Raw genomic sequence first — 18,067 nt, forward strand, 5'->3', positions numbered from 1 at the left:
TGATCGGCTGGTCAATGAGCGGTGGTTTCGTTCGACGCGATCCGTGCCGCCTCGCGCTCGATTCGCTGCGCGCGTGCCGCGCTGTCCTCACCCGGTGGAGGCACGAGGGCCTGCGCGTTCACCTGCTGCGTGGGTACGGACTGCGCGAGCGCTTCAGCGGGCGGCGCTGTCGGCGCTGGCGATTCCTCGCGTCTGGAGGAGACCTGCGGTGCGGGCAGTGCAGCCGGCGTCTGCGGTGCGGCCGGGACGGCCGGCGTAGCGGGCGCAGCGGGCGCGGCGGACGAATCGGCAGGTGCACCCGGTACGGCTTGCGTGCCAGCAGGTGCGGGCGGCGGCGCAAAACGACCCTGGTTGCGATTGGCGCGGCCTTCCATGTTGCCCGTTGCGTACACGTCGGCTTCGTGGACCTGCGAGAAGCTGTCCGTGGGCATCTGGAGTTGCGCGACATCCGCCACCGGCTTCACGAGGTGCGGCGTGATGATGAAGATCAGCTCAGAGCGGTCTTGCTGGAACGACGTGCTCCTGAGCAGCGCGCCCAGAACCGGAACCTCACCGAGACCTGGCACTGCCTTGAGCGAGCCGGTAATGTTGTTGCTGATGAGCCCACCGATCGCAAACGATTCGCCATCGTGCATCTGAACCGTGGTGGAAGCACGCCGCGTCGTGATGAGCGGCAGGATGCTCACGCCACTGACGTTCGACGCGCTCAGCGTGACGCCCGTGGGAGACAGTTCCGAGACTTCCGGCGCCACCTTCAGGTTGATGCGCCCGCCGTTGAGCACCGTAGGCGTGAACTTGAGCCCCACGCCGAACTCCTCTTCCTGCAGCGTGATCGCCGTGGCCGACGTGCCGCCACCGCTTTGCGGCACCGGGATGAAGATCTTGCCGCCGGCGAGGAAGGTGGCTTCCTGACCGCTGATGGTGACGAGGTTAGGCTCGGCCAGGATCTTCACGAGGTTGTCGGTCTTCTGCGCGTCGATGGCAAACTTGAGCGGCAGGTGGTTCGCCTTCGAGAAACCGAATGCGCTCGACACGCCTGCGAGCAGATTGCTCACCAGCGCCCCCGTCCAGGACCCGAAGCCGCCCTGGATGTTGACGGCTGAGCCGAGCTGGTCGATCAGCGTCTTGTCGACTTCGGCAACCTTCACTTCGAGCATGACCTGCTGGGGCGAATCGACGCTCAGCATGTTGATCACGCCGCCCGTGTGCGATCCGTTGTTGCTCTGCCCGCTCACGCCGAACACCTGCGCGATTTCCACGGCCTGCTGGGCAGCCTGCGCGCTCGACACATGGCCGGCCAGCACGATGTTGTCGGCCGCGGTCGACACGCGGATGTCGCGCTCTTGCGGCATGAGTTGCGCAAGTGCCGCCTGAAGGCCGCCGGAGTCGGCGCTCACGATCACATCGATCACCTGGCATGCGCCGCTCTTGCCCTGGACGATCATGTTGGTCGTCCCGACCGCCTGGCCGACGATGTAGAGTGTTTGCGGCGAAACCATGGTCGCCTGCGCGACCTCCGGATTGCCGAGCGTACGGTTGCGCACCGGTTCGTCGATCGGCACGAGCGTCGACTTGCCAAGCGGCACGACTACGTTGCTTTCGTTGCGAATCGCCCCCACGCAGTTCGGTCCGCGCAGCGGTCCCGCCACGGCTTTGGGCGGCGCGCTGCTGCCTTGCGGCGGCCCCATGCTGATGGTCATCTGCATGGGACCTTTGCCCATGGGAACCGCAGCGCCTGCGGCCGGCTTCTCCTGCCCTGAGTTCCCGTTTGACTGCTGTGCCCAGCCCGGAGTCGAAGTCATCAACCCGGCGCAAACCCAGGCAAGCGTTGCAACACGCCACGGACGAACGCCGTTGCGGGCCCCCGAGGACCCCACGTTTACTTTGGTATCCATATCGTTATACCCCGTACTTACCTACGTTTTAATGGCGGCGGCTGCGCCGCTCACTCGCCCTCTGCCCGGATGGTCATCGCCGGGTTCAGGCAGCCGTTCTGCTTTATTTCAGAAACATTCCTGACTGCCGGTCACGCCCGACAGCACACCGATACAGTTGCGCTTGGCAGGCGCACCGGCGTACTTCACACGCACCGGATGTGCCGGTTCCGGCAGCGGCACGGGTGGCGGCAACGGACCACCGAGCAAGGTCTGCTTGGTCGCGCCGTCGGTCGCGAGCTTGTTGTCGTCCACCTGGTTGCGCAGCACGAGTGAGAGCGTGCCCACGCTGCGCGCCAGATCGAGCTTCTCCGCCTGCTCGGGCGTCACCTCCAGGGTCACCGCGTTCACGACCTTGGGTGCGGTGTCGTCGCGATTGACCTGCTGCGCAACGGCCAGCACCAGAATTTTTTCGAGCACGATCTTCGAGATGCTCTGCTGTTGGGTATCGGCTTTCTTCTCCGGCTCCTGCGTGTTGACGATCACGTCGACGTAGTTGCCAGGCAACGCGAAGCCGGCAACGCCCACGACGTCATTCACGCGGACCGTGATCGCGCGATGTCCGTCGCCAATCACAGCCGATAGTCCGCCTTTCGTGCCCACCGGCGCGAGCTTCGACTCGAGCACCGGCTCGCCACGCGTGAGGCTTGCGCGCACCACCCGTCCGTCGAGTTCCTTTGGTACTGCGAATGTTCCAGGCGGCAAGCTGTCCTTTGGCCAGCTGACCGTTCTGATCATCGTTTCATTGATCGGCTGACCGAGATTGATATCGTCCGATGCGACGGCAACGGGTACCGTGGCCCCCGACGACGTTTGAAGCAACCATTTGGAAGCGAACACCACTGCGGCCAGACCGGCCAGCAGAGCGATCGCGAGCATGACAAACGCGCGGCTGTTTTTCATGACATCCCCCGTAAGCATTCCATAACAATTAATAATCGACGAACCGAAGATTCGGCCCTTGTCCCGCGGGCACCGGCCAGCGCTTTAACTCACCATCGTGAACAGCGCTGCAACGGTCCCCCCGGCGATCGCGACACCATACGGAATCGATCCGACCGATTCACGTACCGTCCCTGGCGATGCACCTGCCATGCACGCGGCGCGGCTCGCTCCTGCAAGCAACGCTGCGACGTTTCCCGTCAGGCGGCCCAGTTGTCCCCGCATCAGGGCAACCCCTAACGACCACACTCCGCCGATGATGAAAGTATTCACTGCGATATCGACGGTCGCCGCAGCGCCAAGCCACGCACCCAGCATCATCAGCAACTTGACGTCACCGGCCGCCATGCCGCGTAGCAAATAGAACGGCAGCAGAAGCGCGAACCCGGTCGCCGCGCCACCTAGCCAGATCGCGCAGCCCGGAACGGCGCCGCGCAGCGCGATCTGCACCGCGAGCGCCAAGACAAGGCCGAACACGATCAGCAGGTTCGGAATCCGTCGGCTAACGATGTCCGTGCTGGCGGCCAGGATCGCCAGCGCGATCACACACAGCGGAACCGGCTGCGGCGGCAAGGAAACAGACAGCATCGTGAATTCCATTTGTGCGCTCCCGGGTTAAACCTGCTTTGCCATGACCAGCCTCGCTCGCGAGCGCGCGGGTTAGAGCGTATTGACAATGTCGGCGAAGACGTTTTGAAGCGTCGAGCCGATCGATGCAATGCTCGCCATGATCAGCACCGTGATCAGTGCCGCGAGCATCCCGTACTCGAGTGCCGTAATGCCGTTTTCGTCGCGAGCGAACTGCTTTGCCTGAGCGATGATCTTTTGCATTTTTGATCCCCTGTTAGGTGTGTGATGCAGGGCGAGCGCAGCTTGCGTTGAGCGCTTACTCGCCCTGCGCATCCGTCAGATCGCGACAGCGACGTCGGAGAACACGTTCTTCAGCGTCGAGCCGATCGATGCGATGCTGGCAATGATGAGCACCGTAATCAGACCCGCGAGCATCCCGTATTCGAGTGCCGTGATGCCGTTTTCGTCACGTGCGAAGGTCTTTCCCTGAGCGATGAGCTTTTGCATTTTTTGATCTCCTGCGAGTTATGAATGTGTTTAATCCGGTCCTTTCAGCGATTGGAGTGAGTGAGGCTTGCGTTGCGTACCCACTCGCCCCGGCGCCGATCAGATCGCGACCGCAACGTCGGAGAACACGTTCTTCAGTGTCGAACCGATCGATGCGACGCTGGCGATGATCAACACCGTGATCAGACCCGCGAGCATCCCGTATTCGAGTGCCGTGATGCCGTTTTCGTCACGAGCGAAGGTCTTTGCCTGAGCGATGAGCTTTTGCATTTTTGGTCTCCAGCAAGTTATGAATGTGTTTAATCCGGTCCTTTCAGCGATTGGAGCGCGTGAGGCTTGCGTTGCGTACCCACTCGCCCCGGCGCCGATCAGATCGCGACCGCAACGTCGGAGAACACGTTCTTTAGTGTCGAGCCGATCGATGCGACGCTGGCGATGATCAGTACCGTGATCAGGCCAGCGAGCATGCCGTACTCGAGAGCCGTGATGCCGTTTTCGTCACGAGCGAAGGACTTTGCGTGAGCGATGATCTTTTGCATTTTGTGATCTCCAATCGATGTGTACATGGTTAACCCCCGATTCCGTTTCCATGTGGTTTTGAGGGTGGCGTGGGCTACTTCGCCGGGTTCGGTGCTGCAGCCACAGGCGCAGTTCTACGCGTGTCAATTCGATGACTTTGTGCGCTTCGCCACACGCGCAACAATTTCCTGTTCCCGACCACACCAAATCGGCAAATTTGACACGTCACGTGTGACTCACCCCTCTCAATTTGACGACGTCACCTCGGCAGACAGCATGCTTTATCCACTACTTCTCAAGTCACTAAAAAGCGAGACGTTTGCCATATCGAGAACCTTGATGCGTATTTACCCGCGCTTTTATAGGTCTTTTCGTATTTAAACCTAGTACGATCGTTCGTGACGAATTCAATACGAATAGTAGTTACGTTGACATATCAACTATATATTTAATTAGGATGACGAGCGTTAAGCACACGCTTATACCAAACTCACGAGGCGCACCTCGCTACAAAACTGGTAGTTACCCGATGACATCCCCGCTTCAACGCGCGAAACGAGGCGTCTTTTTTTTCAGCGCTTTACTCATTGAAGGTGACCCTGCGCGCCAGTGTTCGCGCGCGAACATTGGCAATGCAGTCCGCATTGCTCCCGACGCGCGCGTCTCACAATAATCAGGCAACACGCAGGGACTGCCGTACACCGCACTGCTTGCGTGTTCGGGGGAAAAAATAGGCGGCAAAGCCGCCAACTGAAAATAGTCAACGGGGACCGAAAACAAATGCGACCACTTGAGCGGGATGGCTCACGCTTGCAGTCGACGGCGTGCGCCTGGCTTTCGCGCGAGAGACTCATTGCCTACAGCACCGTCATGCTCGTCATCGGTGTCGGCTTCGTAGCGCTCTGGGCTTGGGTGACTCACGGTTTTTCCGCTACAGGCGGCTGGCGTCCGGGCTCCGACCTGCTTGTGTTCTGGTCGGCCAGCCACGCAGTCCTGCACGGCCAGGCCTCCACAGTCTTCGACTACTCCGCGTTTTCCCGGATCGTGTCCGCAGTGACAGGTGGCCTGCCCAAGAGCGCGTTCATTCCCTGGCTTTATCCGCCCACGTTCCTGTTGTTCGTCACGCCACTCGCGCTGTTGCCGCTTCCGCTGGCTTATTTCGTTTTCCTGGGCGCAAGCGCATTCGCGTTCGTCTGCGCAACCGTTCGCGTTTCCGGACTCGCGCAGAGCCCGCTTGGCACCGCAACCGCACGCTATGTCGTGCTCGCCATGCCGTGCGTGATGGTGTGTGCCATCTTCGGGCAAAACGCGCTGATTACCGCAGCACTCGCCGCGTTTGCGATCGCGTCGATCGACCGGCGCCCCGCGATCGCCGGGATCTGCATCGGACTGCTGGTGATCAAGCCGCAGCTCGGCATCCTGTTCCCGCTCGTTCTGATCGCGGCACGGGCATGGAAAGTCTTCGGATACGCCGCCGCGACGGCCGTGCTTTTTTCTCTTGCAAGCATGGCGCTCTGCGGGTCCCCATCGCTTCGGCTGCTCGCAGGGAACGTCGGCATGGCGCGCGAACTCATCCTCGAGCACGACGTCCGCTTCTGGCTTGCCTCTCCGTCCGTGTTCGCGTCGCTGCGACTGATTGGCGCTTCGCTTGCCGCAGCGGGACTGATGCACGCTGCGATTGCCGCCATCGCAGCGTGCAGCGCATGGAAAATCTGGCGCACGACGAGCGACACTGCCCTGCGTGCAGCCGCGCTCGGAACGGCCACGCTCATCGTCACGCCCTATGTCTGGCACTACGAACTAACTTGGGTCGGCTTGTCATGCGCGGGGTTGCTCGCAACCGGATTGCGCCGCGGGTGGCTGCCCGGCGAGCAGCCCGTATTGCTTCTCGTCTGGCTCCTCCCATTGTTCGAGTTCGCCAACCAGATTTTCAGGCTGCCGCAGACGGGACCCGTGATCCTGTTGCTCTTGCTGCTCGCGGTGCTCCGCCGCACACGTATCGATCCCATCCTTTAGGCGAGAGACCACGCCATGAACCAGACGACCTTCCGCGAATTCATGCGCGCATCCAGGGCCGCGCACGCTCAGCCCCTTGGCGCGACACAGCCCGGCTCGCACTGGTTGAGCGGCCAACGCCTTTGGATCTACCCGCTTGCCGCGCTTGCTTACTATTTCTGTGTTGCGGTGGCTTACGCGTATCACCTGGTGTGGCTCAAGGATCCGCAGTTGAGCGTGCTTGCCGTGGACTGCCTGCCGTTCTGGAGCGCCTCGCATCTCGCCCTGCAAGGACACGCAGTAGATGCGTATAACTTTGGCATCCTGAAGCCCATCGAGGAATACGCGGCTGGCCGCCCCGTCGGCGTCCTTCCGTGGCTATACCCGCCAACGTTCCTCTTGTTCGTCTATCCGCTGGCCCTGCTGCCGTTCACGATTGCTGCTCCTATCTTCCTGTTCGGCACGCTCGCCCTCTTCGTCAAAGTGGTCACGACGATCGCGCCTCACCCGCGCACTGCGCTCCTCGCAATCGCCTTCCCGGGTTCCGCACTGGTGCTGACGGCAGGCCAGAATGGGTTGCTCACGGCTTCACTGGTGGGGCTCGGACTGGTCTTGCTGCGCGCACGCCCGATCCTCGCCGGGTTGTGCTTTGCGCTCGTCGCCATGAAGCCGCAGCTTTGCGTGCTCATTCCGCTCGCGCTGCTCGCTTCGCGCTCGTGGCGTGCACTGGCCGCAATGAGCGTGGGAGTGGCGACCTCGCTTCTGCTCTCTGTCCTGGCGTTCGGCAGCGACACGCTTGTCGCATTCATTCATAACATGGGACTCGCCAACAGCTTCGTCGAAACGGGACGGGCCCACCTCTTTCGTGTACCCACCGTGTTTGGGGCTCTCAAGCTGCTCCACGCGCCAACCGCGCTTGCCAGTGTCGCGCAGGCCGCATCCGCCCTGTGCGCCGCCGCCGCCGTCTGCTACGCATGGGGCCGCCCCAGCGCCTTCGGTCTGCGCGCCGCCGTGCTCGTGTGCGCCAGCATGCTCGTGAGCCCATACCTCTATGACTATGACCTGACATGGTATGGAATCCTGATTGCATGGATCGTCCATCACGCAAGAGAGCACGGCTTTCAGCGCGGACAGCGCGAATGGCTGGCCGTACTGTGGCTTGCTCCCATCGCCGGTCTCACGCTCGTTTCTCATCTGCACGTTCCGTTCACTCCGCTCATCTCGATTGCGACGCTCTGGATGCTGATCGCACAGATCGCTCGCGAGCGAAGCGCGCAGGCAATGTCCAACACCGCCGCCTCAGCGTAAAAGGGAAAAACATCATGAACATGCCTATCAGCGAGGAAGCGCGTCGCTTCGGACCCGGGCTCGAGACGCCGCTCATCTCTATCGTCGCTCCGTTCTATAACGAGGAGGACGGCGTCGGAGTATTCTTCGAACAGATCATTGCGACGATGGAGTCCATCGCATCCGTGCGCTTCGAGATCGTCTGTGTCAACGACGGCAGCAGGGACACCACGCTTGAAAAGCTGGTCCTCGTGAGCCAACGCGACAGGCGCGTGAAGGTCATCGACCTCACACGCAACTTCGGCAAGGAAGCTGCACTCACGGCGGGCCTGAACGAAACGTCGGGCGACGCTGTCGTCGTCATCGATGCAGACCTGCAGGATCCGCCCTCGTTGATTCCCGAAATGATCCAGCGTTGGCGTGACGGCGCCGAAGTCGTGCTCGCCCGGCGCGCCAGCCGCGCGTGTGATTCCTTTCTCAAGCGCACGACCGCGGCGTTGTTCTATCGCATCCACAACGCACTATCGGAACTGAAAATCCCGGAAAACGTCGGCGATTTCAGACTCATGGATCGCCAGGTGGTCAATGCGCTGCGCGGTCTTCCAGAGCGGCATCGGTTCATGAAAGGACTGTTCGCTTGGGTCGGATTCAACACCGTTACGATCGACTACGAACGCACGCCACGCAGCGCCGGCAAAACCAAGTTCTCGGGCTGGCGCCTGTGGAACTTCGCCCTGGAAGGCATTACAAGTTTCAGCACCGTGCCGTTGCGCGGCTGGACGTATATCGGTGGGGCGCTAGCCGCGCTCGCGCTTTGCTACGGCACGTTTATGGTTGGCCGCACGTTGCTGTTCGGCAATCCCGTTCCGGGCTACGCGTCCCTGCTTTCCGTAGTGTTGTTCTTGAGCGGCATCCAGCTGGTTGGCATCGGTGTCGTTGGCGAATACATCGGGCGCATCTACGACGAGTCTAAAAAGCGGCCTGTCTACCTCGTGCGCCGGCGCTACGAGTCGCGTGTGAGGATCAGCGTTCTGCCGGTCGAACGTGCAGAGGCCCGTACCCATGGCGCACCGCTGGAGCTAGTTCGTTGGGGTGGCACGTCCCAGGTGCGAGCAGCGGGCCGATGACGATGAATCGATCGAGGGCCGCGGGAGATGCGCAGGGCTTCGCGATACGCGTCGTGGGCCACTGCAACTGCGAGACAGGAAGACTATGAAAACGACAATCAAGAGTCTTGAAGGACTACGTGGCGTAGCGGCAGTGCTCGTTGTATTGCATCATATGTTCTACTCCCCCCCGAACCGACTCTTCGCCAACGGTTATCTTGCCGTTGACCTGTTTTTTGTCCTGAGCGGCTTCATCATTTGCCGCACGTATGCCGACGAGCTAACTGACGGGGTACAGATTGCAGCGTTCGTCCTTCGTCGGTTTGGTCGACTTTGGCCAGTGTATGCAATCACCGGGGTAATCGCAGTTGCCGCCTCCTTCGCTTTTCATCTTCCCACGTTGGGCGACGCATTCTCTATCATCTCGCTAACCCAAGGGCTCGGGCTTTTCAGCCCATCCACTGTTGGCGGTGTAAGCTGGAGCGCAAGCGATGAATTTTATGTCTACCTGTTGTTTGCCGCACTATGCTTCACATTTCGAAGAAAATCACGTAACGCCGCATTTTTGGGACTCGCATTCGTCGGTTATGTGGCCGCTGTCGACGTATCACTACATCATTCCTGCCTGCAGCGTGGAGGATGTCTTGGCAGTCTGACCGGAAGCTATGGTTGGATACGCTGCGTCGTCGGATTTTGCATTGGCGCGCTTCTGTGCGAGGTTCGAGGGCGCTTGTCCATCCTGGCGAATAGCAAGGCTGCACAATTGATCTCATTTGCCACTACGCTGTCGCTAGTGTTGTTTGCCGATCAACTGCCTGGAGCGGCGTTTGCTGCTCCGCTCGTGTTCGCTCTGCTCGTGGCAACGCTAGCGGATGACAGCGGCCCAATTGCGAGCTTTTTCCAAAATCGACTTGCTCAATACCTTGGGAGAATTTCTTACCCTCTATATCTATCACACGGTGCGATGTTTTTCCCCCTTGTTGCCGTAACCTGGGGGGTGCCTCTTAGCGGGAGAATCATTCCCTACAGCATGTTCCTCTTTTGGGCGTTCGCTTCTGCGCACTTGTTGAACAAATACGTCGAAATCCCGTGCCGCGACCGTTTCAATGGTTGGGCGCGAATCATACAATTGCCGCGCAAGGCCCCCGGCAGAGCGGCAAGCTAGTCACACGCAGCTTGATTCGGTTCGACCGTTATCGTTAGAGCATCGGTCTCCTTTCGTCACAACCTCCTTCGCAATTGAAAAACGCGATACAAGGACTTGGCCAAGAGCGCGGCGCAGATGTTCAACCTGTCTACTTTGGTCAAAGTGAGATCTCGGATACGAGCAACACGCACTTCGATCGCTAAACTCCTAACATTCTAAAATCGCAAGCTGCCTTGCCCCACGCACGGAATAAGCTCATTGATCAGCGTTTCCATAGCGGCAGAACAAGTTGTTGGCATTCGAATGCTCGGCTACTCAGCTTGATATGCTGGAGCGCCCCCTGCTCGGGCGGAATATGGGGGACTTGCTTGTGATCAAGCCGCAGATGACTGTGTCGTTCCACTTGTTTTGCGCGGAATGGGTTACGCCGCAGTCGCCCTTACGGAAGTGCTAGCCGCTTCGATGAGCCGGGCATGCTTGTATAAACCTCGAAACGCTTCCCGCTGCCGGCACCGTCATCGTGCCCGCGCACCACGGCGCTTTCATCCACGACCAGGAACCGGCTAAGTCGGTTACACGCCTTACTGGTATTCAACCGCCGCGACCAACATGCGAGCAGCGATACCTGAGGCGTCGTGCGTCCCGCGAACGTCGAATAAGCGAAGTGCTCGGCTCGAAGAATAGATCAGCGAAAAACCGTCCTCGCTTCCTTGCCGATTCTCATCGTTCCAGATGCGGGGTTGGTCTTTGTAGAGCCGCCCTTCTGAGCTGCAGTAAGCGCCCACAGGAAAGCGACAATCCAGCCGATCACGGTCCATCCGAGGAGCATGTTAAGCCTCGTGATGGCGCGTCGCTTACGGTGCATACAGTGGAATGCGAGGATCGAAGGAGCGAAATACACCAACACCAACATGACGAGAGGTCCGCCCGAATCGCTCGGCGTGTCGGCGGCCCCGGTGCTCGATTGATAGTTACTCATGTTGTCCCCCGTAAGTCACAACGCAAGCGTGAAATCACGCGATGCGCCTCTGACGCCTCATGGCTGTGCACCAGCTCTGAATGAAATCTTTCTGAGGCTAACCCACTACCTACACTTATATCTGCCAGCTGCAACTCGGTCCATGTGGTGCCAAACAATACGAGATCCAAAGTGATACCTGCAGACAATCGCTGAATGGGCGTCGTTTATCGTACGCAGACGTTCGATCCACTTTGCTCGTACGCCAAGGCCGTACTGGCGCCCTCACCGGCATGTGCAGCGTGTTGCGCCAGGTGGCGCCGCACGACGACCATCAACATTGCCAATACGATAACCGGTACATAAACGCCGGCAGCCCAATCTCCCGGCGTATAGAAGATAAGCGGCGAAAGCCATGCGCTCACCATCGCGACCCCGTCGCCTCGAAGCCAGCCATTGCGGCCCCCGTCGCGCACGAGCCATAGAATCGGCAAGCCCAGCCAAAGCAGGTCGTAGGGCATCACATAGGTCGGCACCAGCAGCGTGGCGAGCACGAGCACCGACGCGCGCAACTCGAACGTCGCGCGCGTGGCCCAAAGCCAGGCAACGGCGCTCGCGGCCAGCGCCGCCACGACCGCGTGCAAGCCATAAGCGGTCGGCACGGCTACGCCGAAATGGCGCGCGGCGCCGAACACCGTCAAGATGCCGCGCGGCCAGCGGTCCGAATACTCGACGACGAATTGGCTAAAGGCTGGCAACGCCTGCGCAAAACGGGCGAACGTATCGAATCCGAGCACCATTCCAGCGAGCGCGCAAAACACGCCGACAGTCAGCGACGCCGACGCTAAGGCTCGCCAATGCCTGCCGAACAGCAACGCAACGGGAATCACGAGGCCCAGTTGCGGCTTGATGGCCAGTAGTCCAAAGCAAATGCCTGCGAGCCACGGCCGCCTGTCGAGGGCGATGAGGCCAAGCCCCATGAGCCCAAAAGTTAAAAATGAGTTCTGCCCAGCGGCTGCCGCGACCCAGATTGCAGGAAAAGCGATAACCGGCAGCCACCATCCCGGGTTCCGTACGGTTGGCAGGATCCTCACACACGCGTGGTACGCAAAAGCAATCCCTGCCGAAACGTACACGAAACACGAGACCGCGAAAGGCAACAACGCAGCGGGAAGCATGACCAGCAAGAACGTGGGCGGATAGGTCCACGGCGTGACAAACGGCGTCGGCAGCATGTTCTGCAGCGGCAGCGCGATCCGCTCGATGAGGGCAGTGTCGAACACGCTGGCTGCCGGCCCGTGCAGCGCGAGCCAGGAGGCGCTCCAGAATACGGCGTAATCCCATCCTGGCGGGCTGACGTTGGGTATCCGATCGATACACCCAAACCATATCCGCAGCGAAAGGTAGCCGATATTCACAAGCAGCACGAAGGCTGCATAGAGACAGATGCGCTGAGCGTCCAGCCAGCCGGGCGGGGTGCGCAATGGCCGGGGACCGCGATGGAGGGAGTCGTTGTGCGCCATCATGCCGCCTGATAGACCCATTGGGCCGGCAAGCCGCTGATCAAGATCGGGAGAAATAAGGCTCCGGAGGTACCGCGCCCGAGCCAGTTACACTCAGCCTTGGCAATCGAAGCGCGATCGCCGATCGCAACGACCCCAGCGACTCCGAATCTGACGACATGCAGCATCCCCCGGTCCTCCTCAACATGCGCGACGCTTGCGCCGGAGTACCGCGACGCCCCGCCTTTCAGTCTGGCGGCGCATCTCGTGCCGGTCGTGCCTCGCGATAGCTTGTGTCGCCAAGTATGGAGGAACAGCTTGTCGCGCGACAGGGAAAATGAGCACGTAAACGTTCGCGAGCCCGCATACGGCCGCTGATTCGGTCGTGTGCAGGCTCGCTGTATACGGACCGGCCGGCTTGCGCGGCCGTCGTCGTCAGAACGGCAGCTTCGCGTCCGGCTTCTCGGCGAGAATCACGCGCTTGAAGTCGGCCTGGATGCGCGCGAGCGCGGCATCGTTGTCGGCTTCGAAGCGCATCACGACCACGGGCGTGGTGTTCGACGAGCGGGCAAGCCCAAAGCCGTCCGGGTATTCCACGCGCAGACCGTCGATGGTGATGACCTCGTCCTCGCCCGTGAACTTCGCGTTCTTCTGCAGCTTCGCGATCAGCTCGAAGTTCTCGCCTTCCTCGAGCTTCAGTTGCAGCTCGGGCGTAGCGTGCGAGTTCGGCAGGTCGTTGAGCAGCTTGCTCGGATCGGCCACGCGCGAGAGGATTTCGAGCAGACGCGCGCCCGTGTACAGGCCGTCGTCGAAGCCGTACCAGCGGTCCTTGAAGAACACGTGGCCGCTCATCTCGCCCGCGAGCGGCGCGCCGGTTTCGCGCAGCTTCGCCTTCACGAGCGAGTGGCCCGTCTTCCACATGAGCGGCTCGCCGCCCTTTTCCTTCACCCACTTCGCGAGATTGCGCGTGCACTTCACGTCGTAGATGATCTGCTTGCCCGGGTTGCGCGAGAGCACTTCCTCGGCGAACAGCATGAGCTGGCGATCGGGGTAGATGATCTGACCGTCCTTGGTCACGACGCCCAGACGGTCGCCGTCGCCGTCGAACGCGAAGCCGATCTCCGCATCCGTTTCCTTGAGCGCGCGGATCACGTCCTGAAGATTCTCAGGGTGCGCCGGGTCCGGGTGGTGGTTCGGGAAAGTGCCGTCCACTTCGGTGAAGAGCTCGACCAGCTCGCAGCCCATCGCCTTGAAGAGCCGCGGAGCCAGGTCGCCCGCCACGCCGTTGCCGGTGTCGACGACGATCTTGATCGGGCGCGCGAGCTTCACGTCGCTCAAGATGCGATCGACATAGGCGTCGGCGATGTCGTACTTCGTGTAGCTGCCCTCGCCCGCGTCGAAGCGGCCCGCAACGATACGGTCGTGGAGCGCGAGGATCTGGTCGCCGTAAATCGCCTTGCCGCGCAGGACCATCTTGAAGCCGTTGTAGTCCGGGGGATTGTGGCTGCCCGTCACGACGATGCAGGAGTCGACGTTGCGCTCGCCGCCCACCAGCTTGAGCGGCACGCTCGCGGCGAAGTAGCCCACGGGCGTGGGCACCATGCCGACGTCGACCACGTCCACACCGGCTTCGCACAGGCCGTCGGCCAGCGCACGCGAGAGATCGGGACCCGAGAGCCGGCCGTCACGCGCGATCACCACGGCGTCGCCGCCCTGCGCACGCACTTCGCTGCCGAAGGCACGGCCGATGGCGCGTGCCGTGTCGGTGTCGAGCGTCTTGCCGATCACGCCGCGGATGTCATATGCCTTGAAAATCGATTTGGAAATCATGTTGGGGCTCACGTCCTGATGGGGATTCGGGTCTATTCGTAACACAGACAGGCGACTGTAAGCCTCCAGCGTTACGAAAAGTGGGATCCGTTACAAACTATAATTGCCGTTTTTCGGCAGTGGTATGCACCCATTTTAATGCTTCGCCGTTTCCTTTTATCGCCAAAATATTCGTCAAAAATGGCGGAGAGATCGCGCATGCCGCGTGCCTGCCCCTTTTTTAGCGCCTGCCGCCGTGGCGAGGCACGATGCTGAGCCTCAAGCGCTTTGGAAACCCCGACGTCGCCCGTGCGTTTGCAAACATCGTGTGGCTCGGCCTCGAGCGCGTCACGCAGATCGCGGTGGCCATCGTCATCAGCGGCGTGCTCGCGCGCTACTTCGGTCCTGACGTATTCGGCAAGTGGCAGTACGCCAACACGCTGCTGCTCGTGCTCGCGCCCATTACGTGGGTGTGCGGGGCCGAGATCCTCGTGCCCACCATCGTCAACCGGCCGCCCGAGCAGCTCGGCACGGTGCTTGGGAGCGCGTTCGCGCTGCGCATCGGCGTGTCGGCGGCGGCGCTCCTCGTCACGTGGGCCGGCATTGCGCTGGGCGTGACCGATCCGCTCGTGGGCGCCATGCTCGCCGGGCTCGCCGTGACGATGCTGTTTCGCGAGCCGTTCGTGGGCGTGATCAACGCCTGGCTCCAGAGCATGACGTACAGCAAGCCGCAATTGCTCGCGAGCATGACGACGGCCGTGATCAAGGCGCTGCTCGTCTACCTGCTCGCGCGCGCGGCGTTCGCGCCTGCCACCTTCGGCTGGCTCTGGGCGCTCGAATCGGCGGCGATCGGCGCGGCGCTCGTGCTCTACTTCCGGCGCAGGCATGGTGGCAAGCTCGGCTGGGACGTGGACCGCTCGCTCTTCCGGCATTTCGCGAGCGCGGGCACGGTGTTCTGGCTCGGCCTCATTTGCATGTACCTGTTCCTGAAGCTCGACCGCTTGATGCTCGAGCGCACGATTTCGTTCGCCGATCTCGGCCGCTATTCCGCCGCGCAGCAGCTCAACGAGAACTGGATCACGCTCGCGCTCATGCTCTCGCAGACCATCGCGCCGGCCTTCGTCTACCGCGTGCAGCAGACCGCGCAGCTGCGCCGCAACCTCATGCGCCTCTTCGCGATGACAGCCGTGCTGATGGTGGCGGGCGCGCTCGTGCTCGATGCGCTTGCGGGCTTTATCATCGGCCGCGTGTTCGGGCCTGACTATGAAGGCGCGATTGGGATCTTCCGCTGGGCCGTTTGGCTCTCCGTGCCGGCAGGGCTCGAGGCTATCGGCAACCTCGTCGTGCTCAAGTATCAGGCGAAGTTCGTGCTGCTCTCGAAATGGCTGCTCGCGCTCGCTGTGGCGTTCGCCGTGAATCTCGTGGCGATCCCGCGCCTGGGTTCGTATGGCGCGCTTTGCGGCCTCGCGGCGGGCTATCTCGCGGCGGCCTGCGTGAATCTCTACTACATCCGCTTCAAACTCGCTCCATGATGAATTCCGCCGCGCTCCCTACGAGCGACGCACGCGAAGGCGCGCTCGCCGACGTCGCCGTGCTCATGCCCGCGTTCAACGGCCAGGACGATGTTGCGCGCACGCTCGCCTCGTTCGATGAAGACGCAACAATCTTTGCGCTCGTCGTCGATGATGGCAGCACGCCGCCCATCGTCGCGCCGGAGGTGCCGGGCATGTGCGTGGAAGTCTTGCGCATCGCGAAGAACGGCGGCATCGAGCGAGCCTTGCAGGCAGGCATTGAGGCGCTCGCGGCGCGGGGTTTTCGCTACGCGGCGCGCATCGACGCGGGCGACCTTGCCGCGCCGCGGCGCTTGGCGAAGCAGCGCGCTCGCATGGAAGCGGAGCCCGCGCTCGCAGCGCTCGGCACGTGGACCCAGGTGGTCAATCGTGCGGGTGAGCCGCTTTTTATGCTGCGCCCAAGCGCCGATGCGCGCGCGTTGCGCCGCACGCGCCTCTTGCGTTCGCCGCTCGTGCATCCTTCGGTGATGCTGCGTATCGACGCCGTGCTCGCCGTGGGCAACTATCGCGTGATGTATCCGGCCGCCGAAGACCTCGACCTGTTTCTGCGCCTCATGGAACGCTACGAGTGCGCGAACCTGCCCGATCTTGGCCTGTACTACGAACTAAATGAAGGCGGGATTAGCGCGACGAAGCGGCGGCGGCAAATCGTATCTACGCTGCGCCTGCAACTGCGCTACCTGAACGTGCTGAACTGGCGCGACTGGGCCGGTGTCGCGAAGAGCCTGCTGCACTTCGTGACGCCGTATCGCACCCTGCAGAAGATGAAGCGCGCGCTGTTTGCGAACCGCTCAGCCTAGATCCAACGCAGCAGCACGGGCAACAGCAACGGCACGACGAACGCCGTGAACACGCCGTTTAAGCCCATCCCGAGCCCCGAAAACGCCCCCATCTCCTCGCTCACCTGAAACGCACGCGCGGTGCCGATGCCATGCGAGGCCACGCCGATCGCGAAGCCGCGCACCTCGGTCTCGCGTACGCGAATGGCATTGAGAATCCAGCGCGCGCTCACTGCGCCGAACACGCCCGTCGATATCACGAGCACAGCAGTGAGCGACGGAATGCCGCCGATCTTGTCGGCGACGGCCATGGCGATCGGCGTGGTGACGGACTTCGGCGCGAGCGAGGCAATGGTCTGATGCGAAGCGCCAAAGAGCTTCGCGACGCCGACCGCCGACACGATCGCCGTGAGAGAGCCCGCAACAAGTCCGCCGAGCAACGGCAGCGCGCCGCGCCTTAGCTTGTCCCACTGACGATAGAGCGGCAGGGCGAGCGCGACCGTGGCGGGGCCGAGCAGAAAGTGCACGAACTGGGCGCCTTCGAAATACGTGCGATACGGGGTATCCGTGATCTTGAGCGCGGCGACGACGAGCGCCACGGCGATGAGCACCGGATTCGCGAGCGGATTGTACTTTGCCCGCGCGTAGATATTGATGGCGATGAGATAGGCGACGAGCGTCACCGTCAAGCCGAGCAGCGGCGTGGCGGCGAGATAGACCCAGATCGCGTCGAGCTTTGTGATGGGCAGGTGGCTGTTCACGATGCGCCCTCTCCAGCCGTCGTGTTACGCCGCTGGCGACGCAGCAGGGCGCGCGTGACGAGTGCCGTCACCGCGATACCTAGCGTCGTGCTCACGACGAGGCTCGCGATCACCGCGAGCGCCTCACCGCGCACCGCCTGCGCGGACACCATGATGCCCACGCCCGCCGGAATGAAGAGCAACGAAAGATGACGCAGCAATTCGAGCGCGGTCGGCTCGATGGCCTCGGCGGCAGCGGGCCGGATCAACGCGAAGGCGAACAGGAGCAGCATGCCTATCACGGGACCGGGCACGGGAAGCGAGAACACGTAGGACACGCTCTCACCCAGACACTGGAAGATCAGGAGGGCGGCAAGGGAACGAAGCATGGCGGAGGGTCGGGCGAGGCTGGAAACATGCGAGGCGCGCGCAGTGTAGCCCAACGACGCGCGAGGCGCACCGAATCCTCTTACCACAGGGCGTTGCGTGCCCCTTCTCTCGTGCGGGCTGCAGACCGCATACGCTCTGTTTGATCCCTATTTTTTGGCGGTGGCGATCACCTCCGTAGCGCGCAGATCATGGGAGCAGCGTCGAGCGCGCAACTTCTATGCGTACAATAGTGGGTTTCGCGTCACGCTCCGCACCCACAAAGCTGCGTAGTGAGAACGTAACACGGGGACGCAGTGCAAACACCCCCGCCC

General features: G+C 61.8%; 18 protein-coding genes. 6 read left to right on the forward strand and 12 right to left on the reverse strand.

The genetic code is table 11. From position 1 onward, the window contains the following. Positions 1–11: 11 nt before the first annotated feature. The 7 genes from VSR72_RS09655 to VSR72_RS09685 form a co-directional block, all read right to left on the reverse strand. Positions 12–1,721 carry a type II and III secretion system protein family protein gene (locus tag VSR72_RS09655; RefSeq protein WP_342952156.1) on the reverse strand — a complete coding sequence of 570 codons (1,710 nt, stop codon included), beginning with the start codon at positions 1,719–1,721 and terminating at the stop codon, positions 12–14. 282 nt (positions 1,722–2,003) lie between these two features. After that, a complete protein-coding gene (gene cpaB / locus VSR72_RS09660) occupies positions 2,004–2,837 on the reverse strand; it encodes a Flp pilus assembly protein CpaB (RefSeq protein WP_342952157.1) in 834 nt (277 codons plus the stop codon). An 84-nt stretch (positions 2,838–2,921) separates the two neighbouring features. Beyond that, complete coding sequence (locus tag VSR72_RS09665) at positions 2,922–3,464, reverse strand: prepilin peptidase (RefSeq protein ID WP_342952427.1); 543 nt, start codon at positions 3,462–3,464, stop codon at positions 2,922–2,924. Between the two features lie 72 nt (positions 3,465–3,536). Then, positions 3,537–3,707 carry a Flp family type IVb pilin gene (locus tag VSR72_RS09670; protein WP_342952158.1) on the reverse strand — a complete coding sequence of 57 codons (171 nt, stop codon included), beginning with the start codon at positions 3,705–3,707 and terminating at the stop codon, positions 3,537–3,539. Between the two features lie 75 nt (positions 3,708–3,782). Then, on the reverse strand, positions 3,783–3,953 hold the full coding sequence (locus VSR72_RS09675) for a Flp family type IVb pilin (protein WP_342952159.1): 171 nt from the start codon (positions 3,951–3,953) through the stop codon (positions 3,783–3,785). Between the two features lie 99 nt (positions 3,954–4,052). Further along, positions 4,053–4,223 (reverse strand): Flp family type IVb pilin, encoded by a 171-nt coding sequence (locus tag VSR72_RS09680; protein WP_342952160.1) that lies wholly within the window; start codon positions 4,221–4,223, stop codon positions 4,053–4,055. 98 nt (positions 4,224–4,321) lie between these two features. After that, positions 4,322–4,492 carry a Flp family type IVb pilin gene (locus VSR72_RS09685; RefSeq protein ID WP_342952161.1) on the reverse strand — a complete coding sequence of 57 codons (171 nt, stop codon included), beginning with the start codon at positions 4,490–4,492 and terminating at the stop codon, positions 4,322–4,324. 760 nt (positions 4,493–5,252) lie between these two features. On the opposite strand from VSR72_RS09685, the gene VSR72_RS09690 reads away from it, so the two are divergent. From VSR72_RS09690 to VSR72_RS09705, 4 genes are all read left to right on the forward strand, one after another. Beyond that, positions 5,253–6,488: a glycosyltransferase family 87 protein gene (locus tag VSR72_RS09690; RefSeq protein WP_342952162.1), complete on the forward strand. Its 1,236-nt coding sequence runs from the start codon at positions 5,253–5,255 to the stop codon at positions 6,486–6,488. Between the two features lie 15 nt (positions 6,489–6,503). Then, positions 6,504–7,775, forward strand: a complete 1,272-nt coding sequence (locus tag VSR72_RS09695; protein ID WP_342952163.1) for a glycosyltransferase family 87 protein — start codon at positions 6,504–6,506, stop codon at positions 7,773–7,775. Positions 7,776–7,795: 20 nt separating this feature from the next. Beyond that, positions 7,796–8,881, forward strand: a complete 1,086-nt coding sequence (locus VSR72_RS09700) for a glycosyltransferase family 2 protein (RefSeq protein WP_342952428.1) — start codon at positions 7,796–7,798, stop codon at positions 8,879–8,881. Between the two features lie 85 nt (positions 8,882–8,966). Then, the gene (locus VSR72_RS09705; protein ID WP_342952164.1) at positions 8,967–10,025 is read left to right on the forward strand and encodes an acyltransferase; all 1,059 of its coding nucleotides are present in this window, start codon (positions 8,967–8,969) and stop codon (positions 10,023–10,025) included. Between the two features lie 667 nt (positions 10,026–10,692). Here VSR72_RS09705 and VSR72_RS09710 read toward each other — a convergent pair. From VSR72_RS09710 to VSR72_RS09720, 3 genes are all read right to left on the reverse strand, one after another. Then, a complete protein-coding gene (locus tag VSR72_RS09710) occupies positions 10,693–10,986 on the reverse strand; it encodes a superinfection immunity protein (protein ID WP_342952165.1) in 294 nt (97 codons plus the stop codon). 206 nt (positions 10,987–11,192) lie between these two features. After that, on the reverse strand, positions 11,193–12,491 hold the full coding sequence (locus VSR72_RS09715; RefSeq protein WP_342952166.1) for a glycosyltransferase family 87 protein: 1,299 nt from the start codon (positions 12,489–12,491) through the stop codon (positions 11,193–11,195). Between the two features lie 411 nt (positions 12,492–12,902). Beyond that, positions 12,903–14,297 (reverse strand): phosphomannomutase/phosphoglucomutase, encoded by a 1,395-nt coding sequence (locus VSR72_RS09720; protein WP_342952167.1) that lies wholly within the window; start codon positions 14,295–14,297, stop codon positions 12,903–12,905. Between the two features lie 248 nt (positions 14,298–14,545). Here VSR72_RS09720 and VSR72_RS09725 point away from each other — a divergent pair, with 248 nt between their 5' ends. Together VSR72_RS09725 and VSR72_RS09730 are read left to right on the forward strand one after the other, a co-directional pair. Beyond that, positions 14,546–15,808: an oligosaccharide flippase family protein gene (locus tag VSR72_RS09725; protein ID WP_342952168.1), complete on the forward strand. Its 1,263-nt coding sequence runs from the start codon at positions 14,546–14,548 to the stop codon at positions 15,806–15,808. Continuing rightward, positions 15,808–16,647, forward strand: coding sequence for a glycosyltransferase (locus VSR72_RS09730; RefSeq protein WP_342952429.1), 840 nt, complete (start codon positions 15,808–15,810; stop codon positions 16,645–16,647). The genes VSR72_RS09725 and VSR72_RS09730 overlap by 1 nt, the downstream gene beginning before the upstream one ends. On the opposite strand, the gene VSR72_RS09735 is transcribed toward VSR72_RS09730, so the two are convergent. Both VSR72_RS09735 and VSR72_RS09740 read right to left on the reverse strand, forming a co-directional pair. Beyond that, complete coding sequence (locus tag VSR72_RS09735; protein WP_342952169.1) at positions 16,644–17,387, reverse strand: LrgB family protein; 744 nt, start codon at positions 17,385–17,387, stop codon at positions 16,644–16,646. The two genes, VSR72_RS09730 and VSR72_RS09735, sit on opposite strands and share 4 nt — an antisense overlap. Then, on the reverse strand, positions 17,384–17,755 hold the full coding sequence (locus VSR72_RS09740) for a CidA/LrgA family protein (protein ID WP_342952170.1): 372 nt from the start codon (positions 17,753–17,755) through the stop codon (positions 17,384–17,386). The genes VSR72_RS09735 and VSR72_RS09740 overlap by 4 nt, the downstream gene beginning before the upstream one ends. Positions 17,756–18,067: the final 312 nt, after the last annotated feature.

This window comes from Paraburkholderia sp. JHI869, from assembly GCF_038900775.1.
GTDB lineage: Bacteria > Pseudomonadota > Gammaproteobacteria > Burkholderiales > Burkholderiaceae > Paraburkholderia.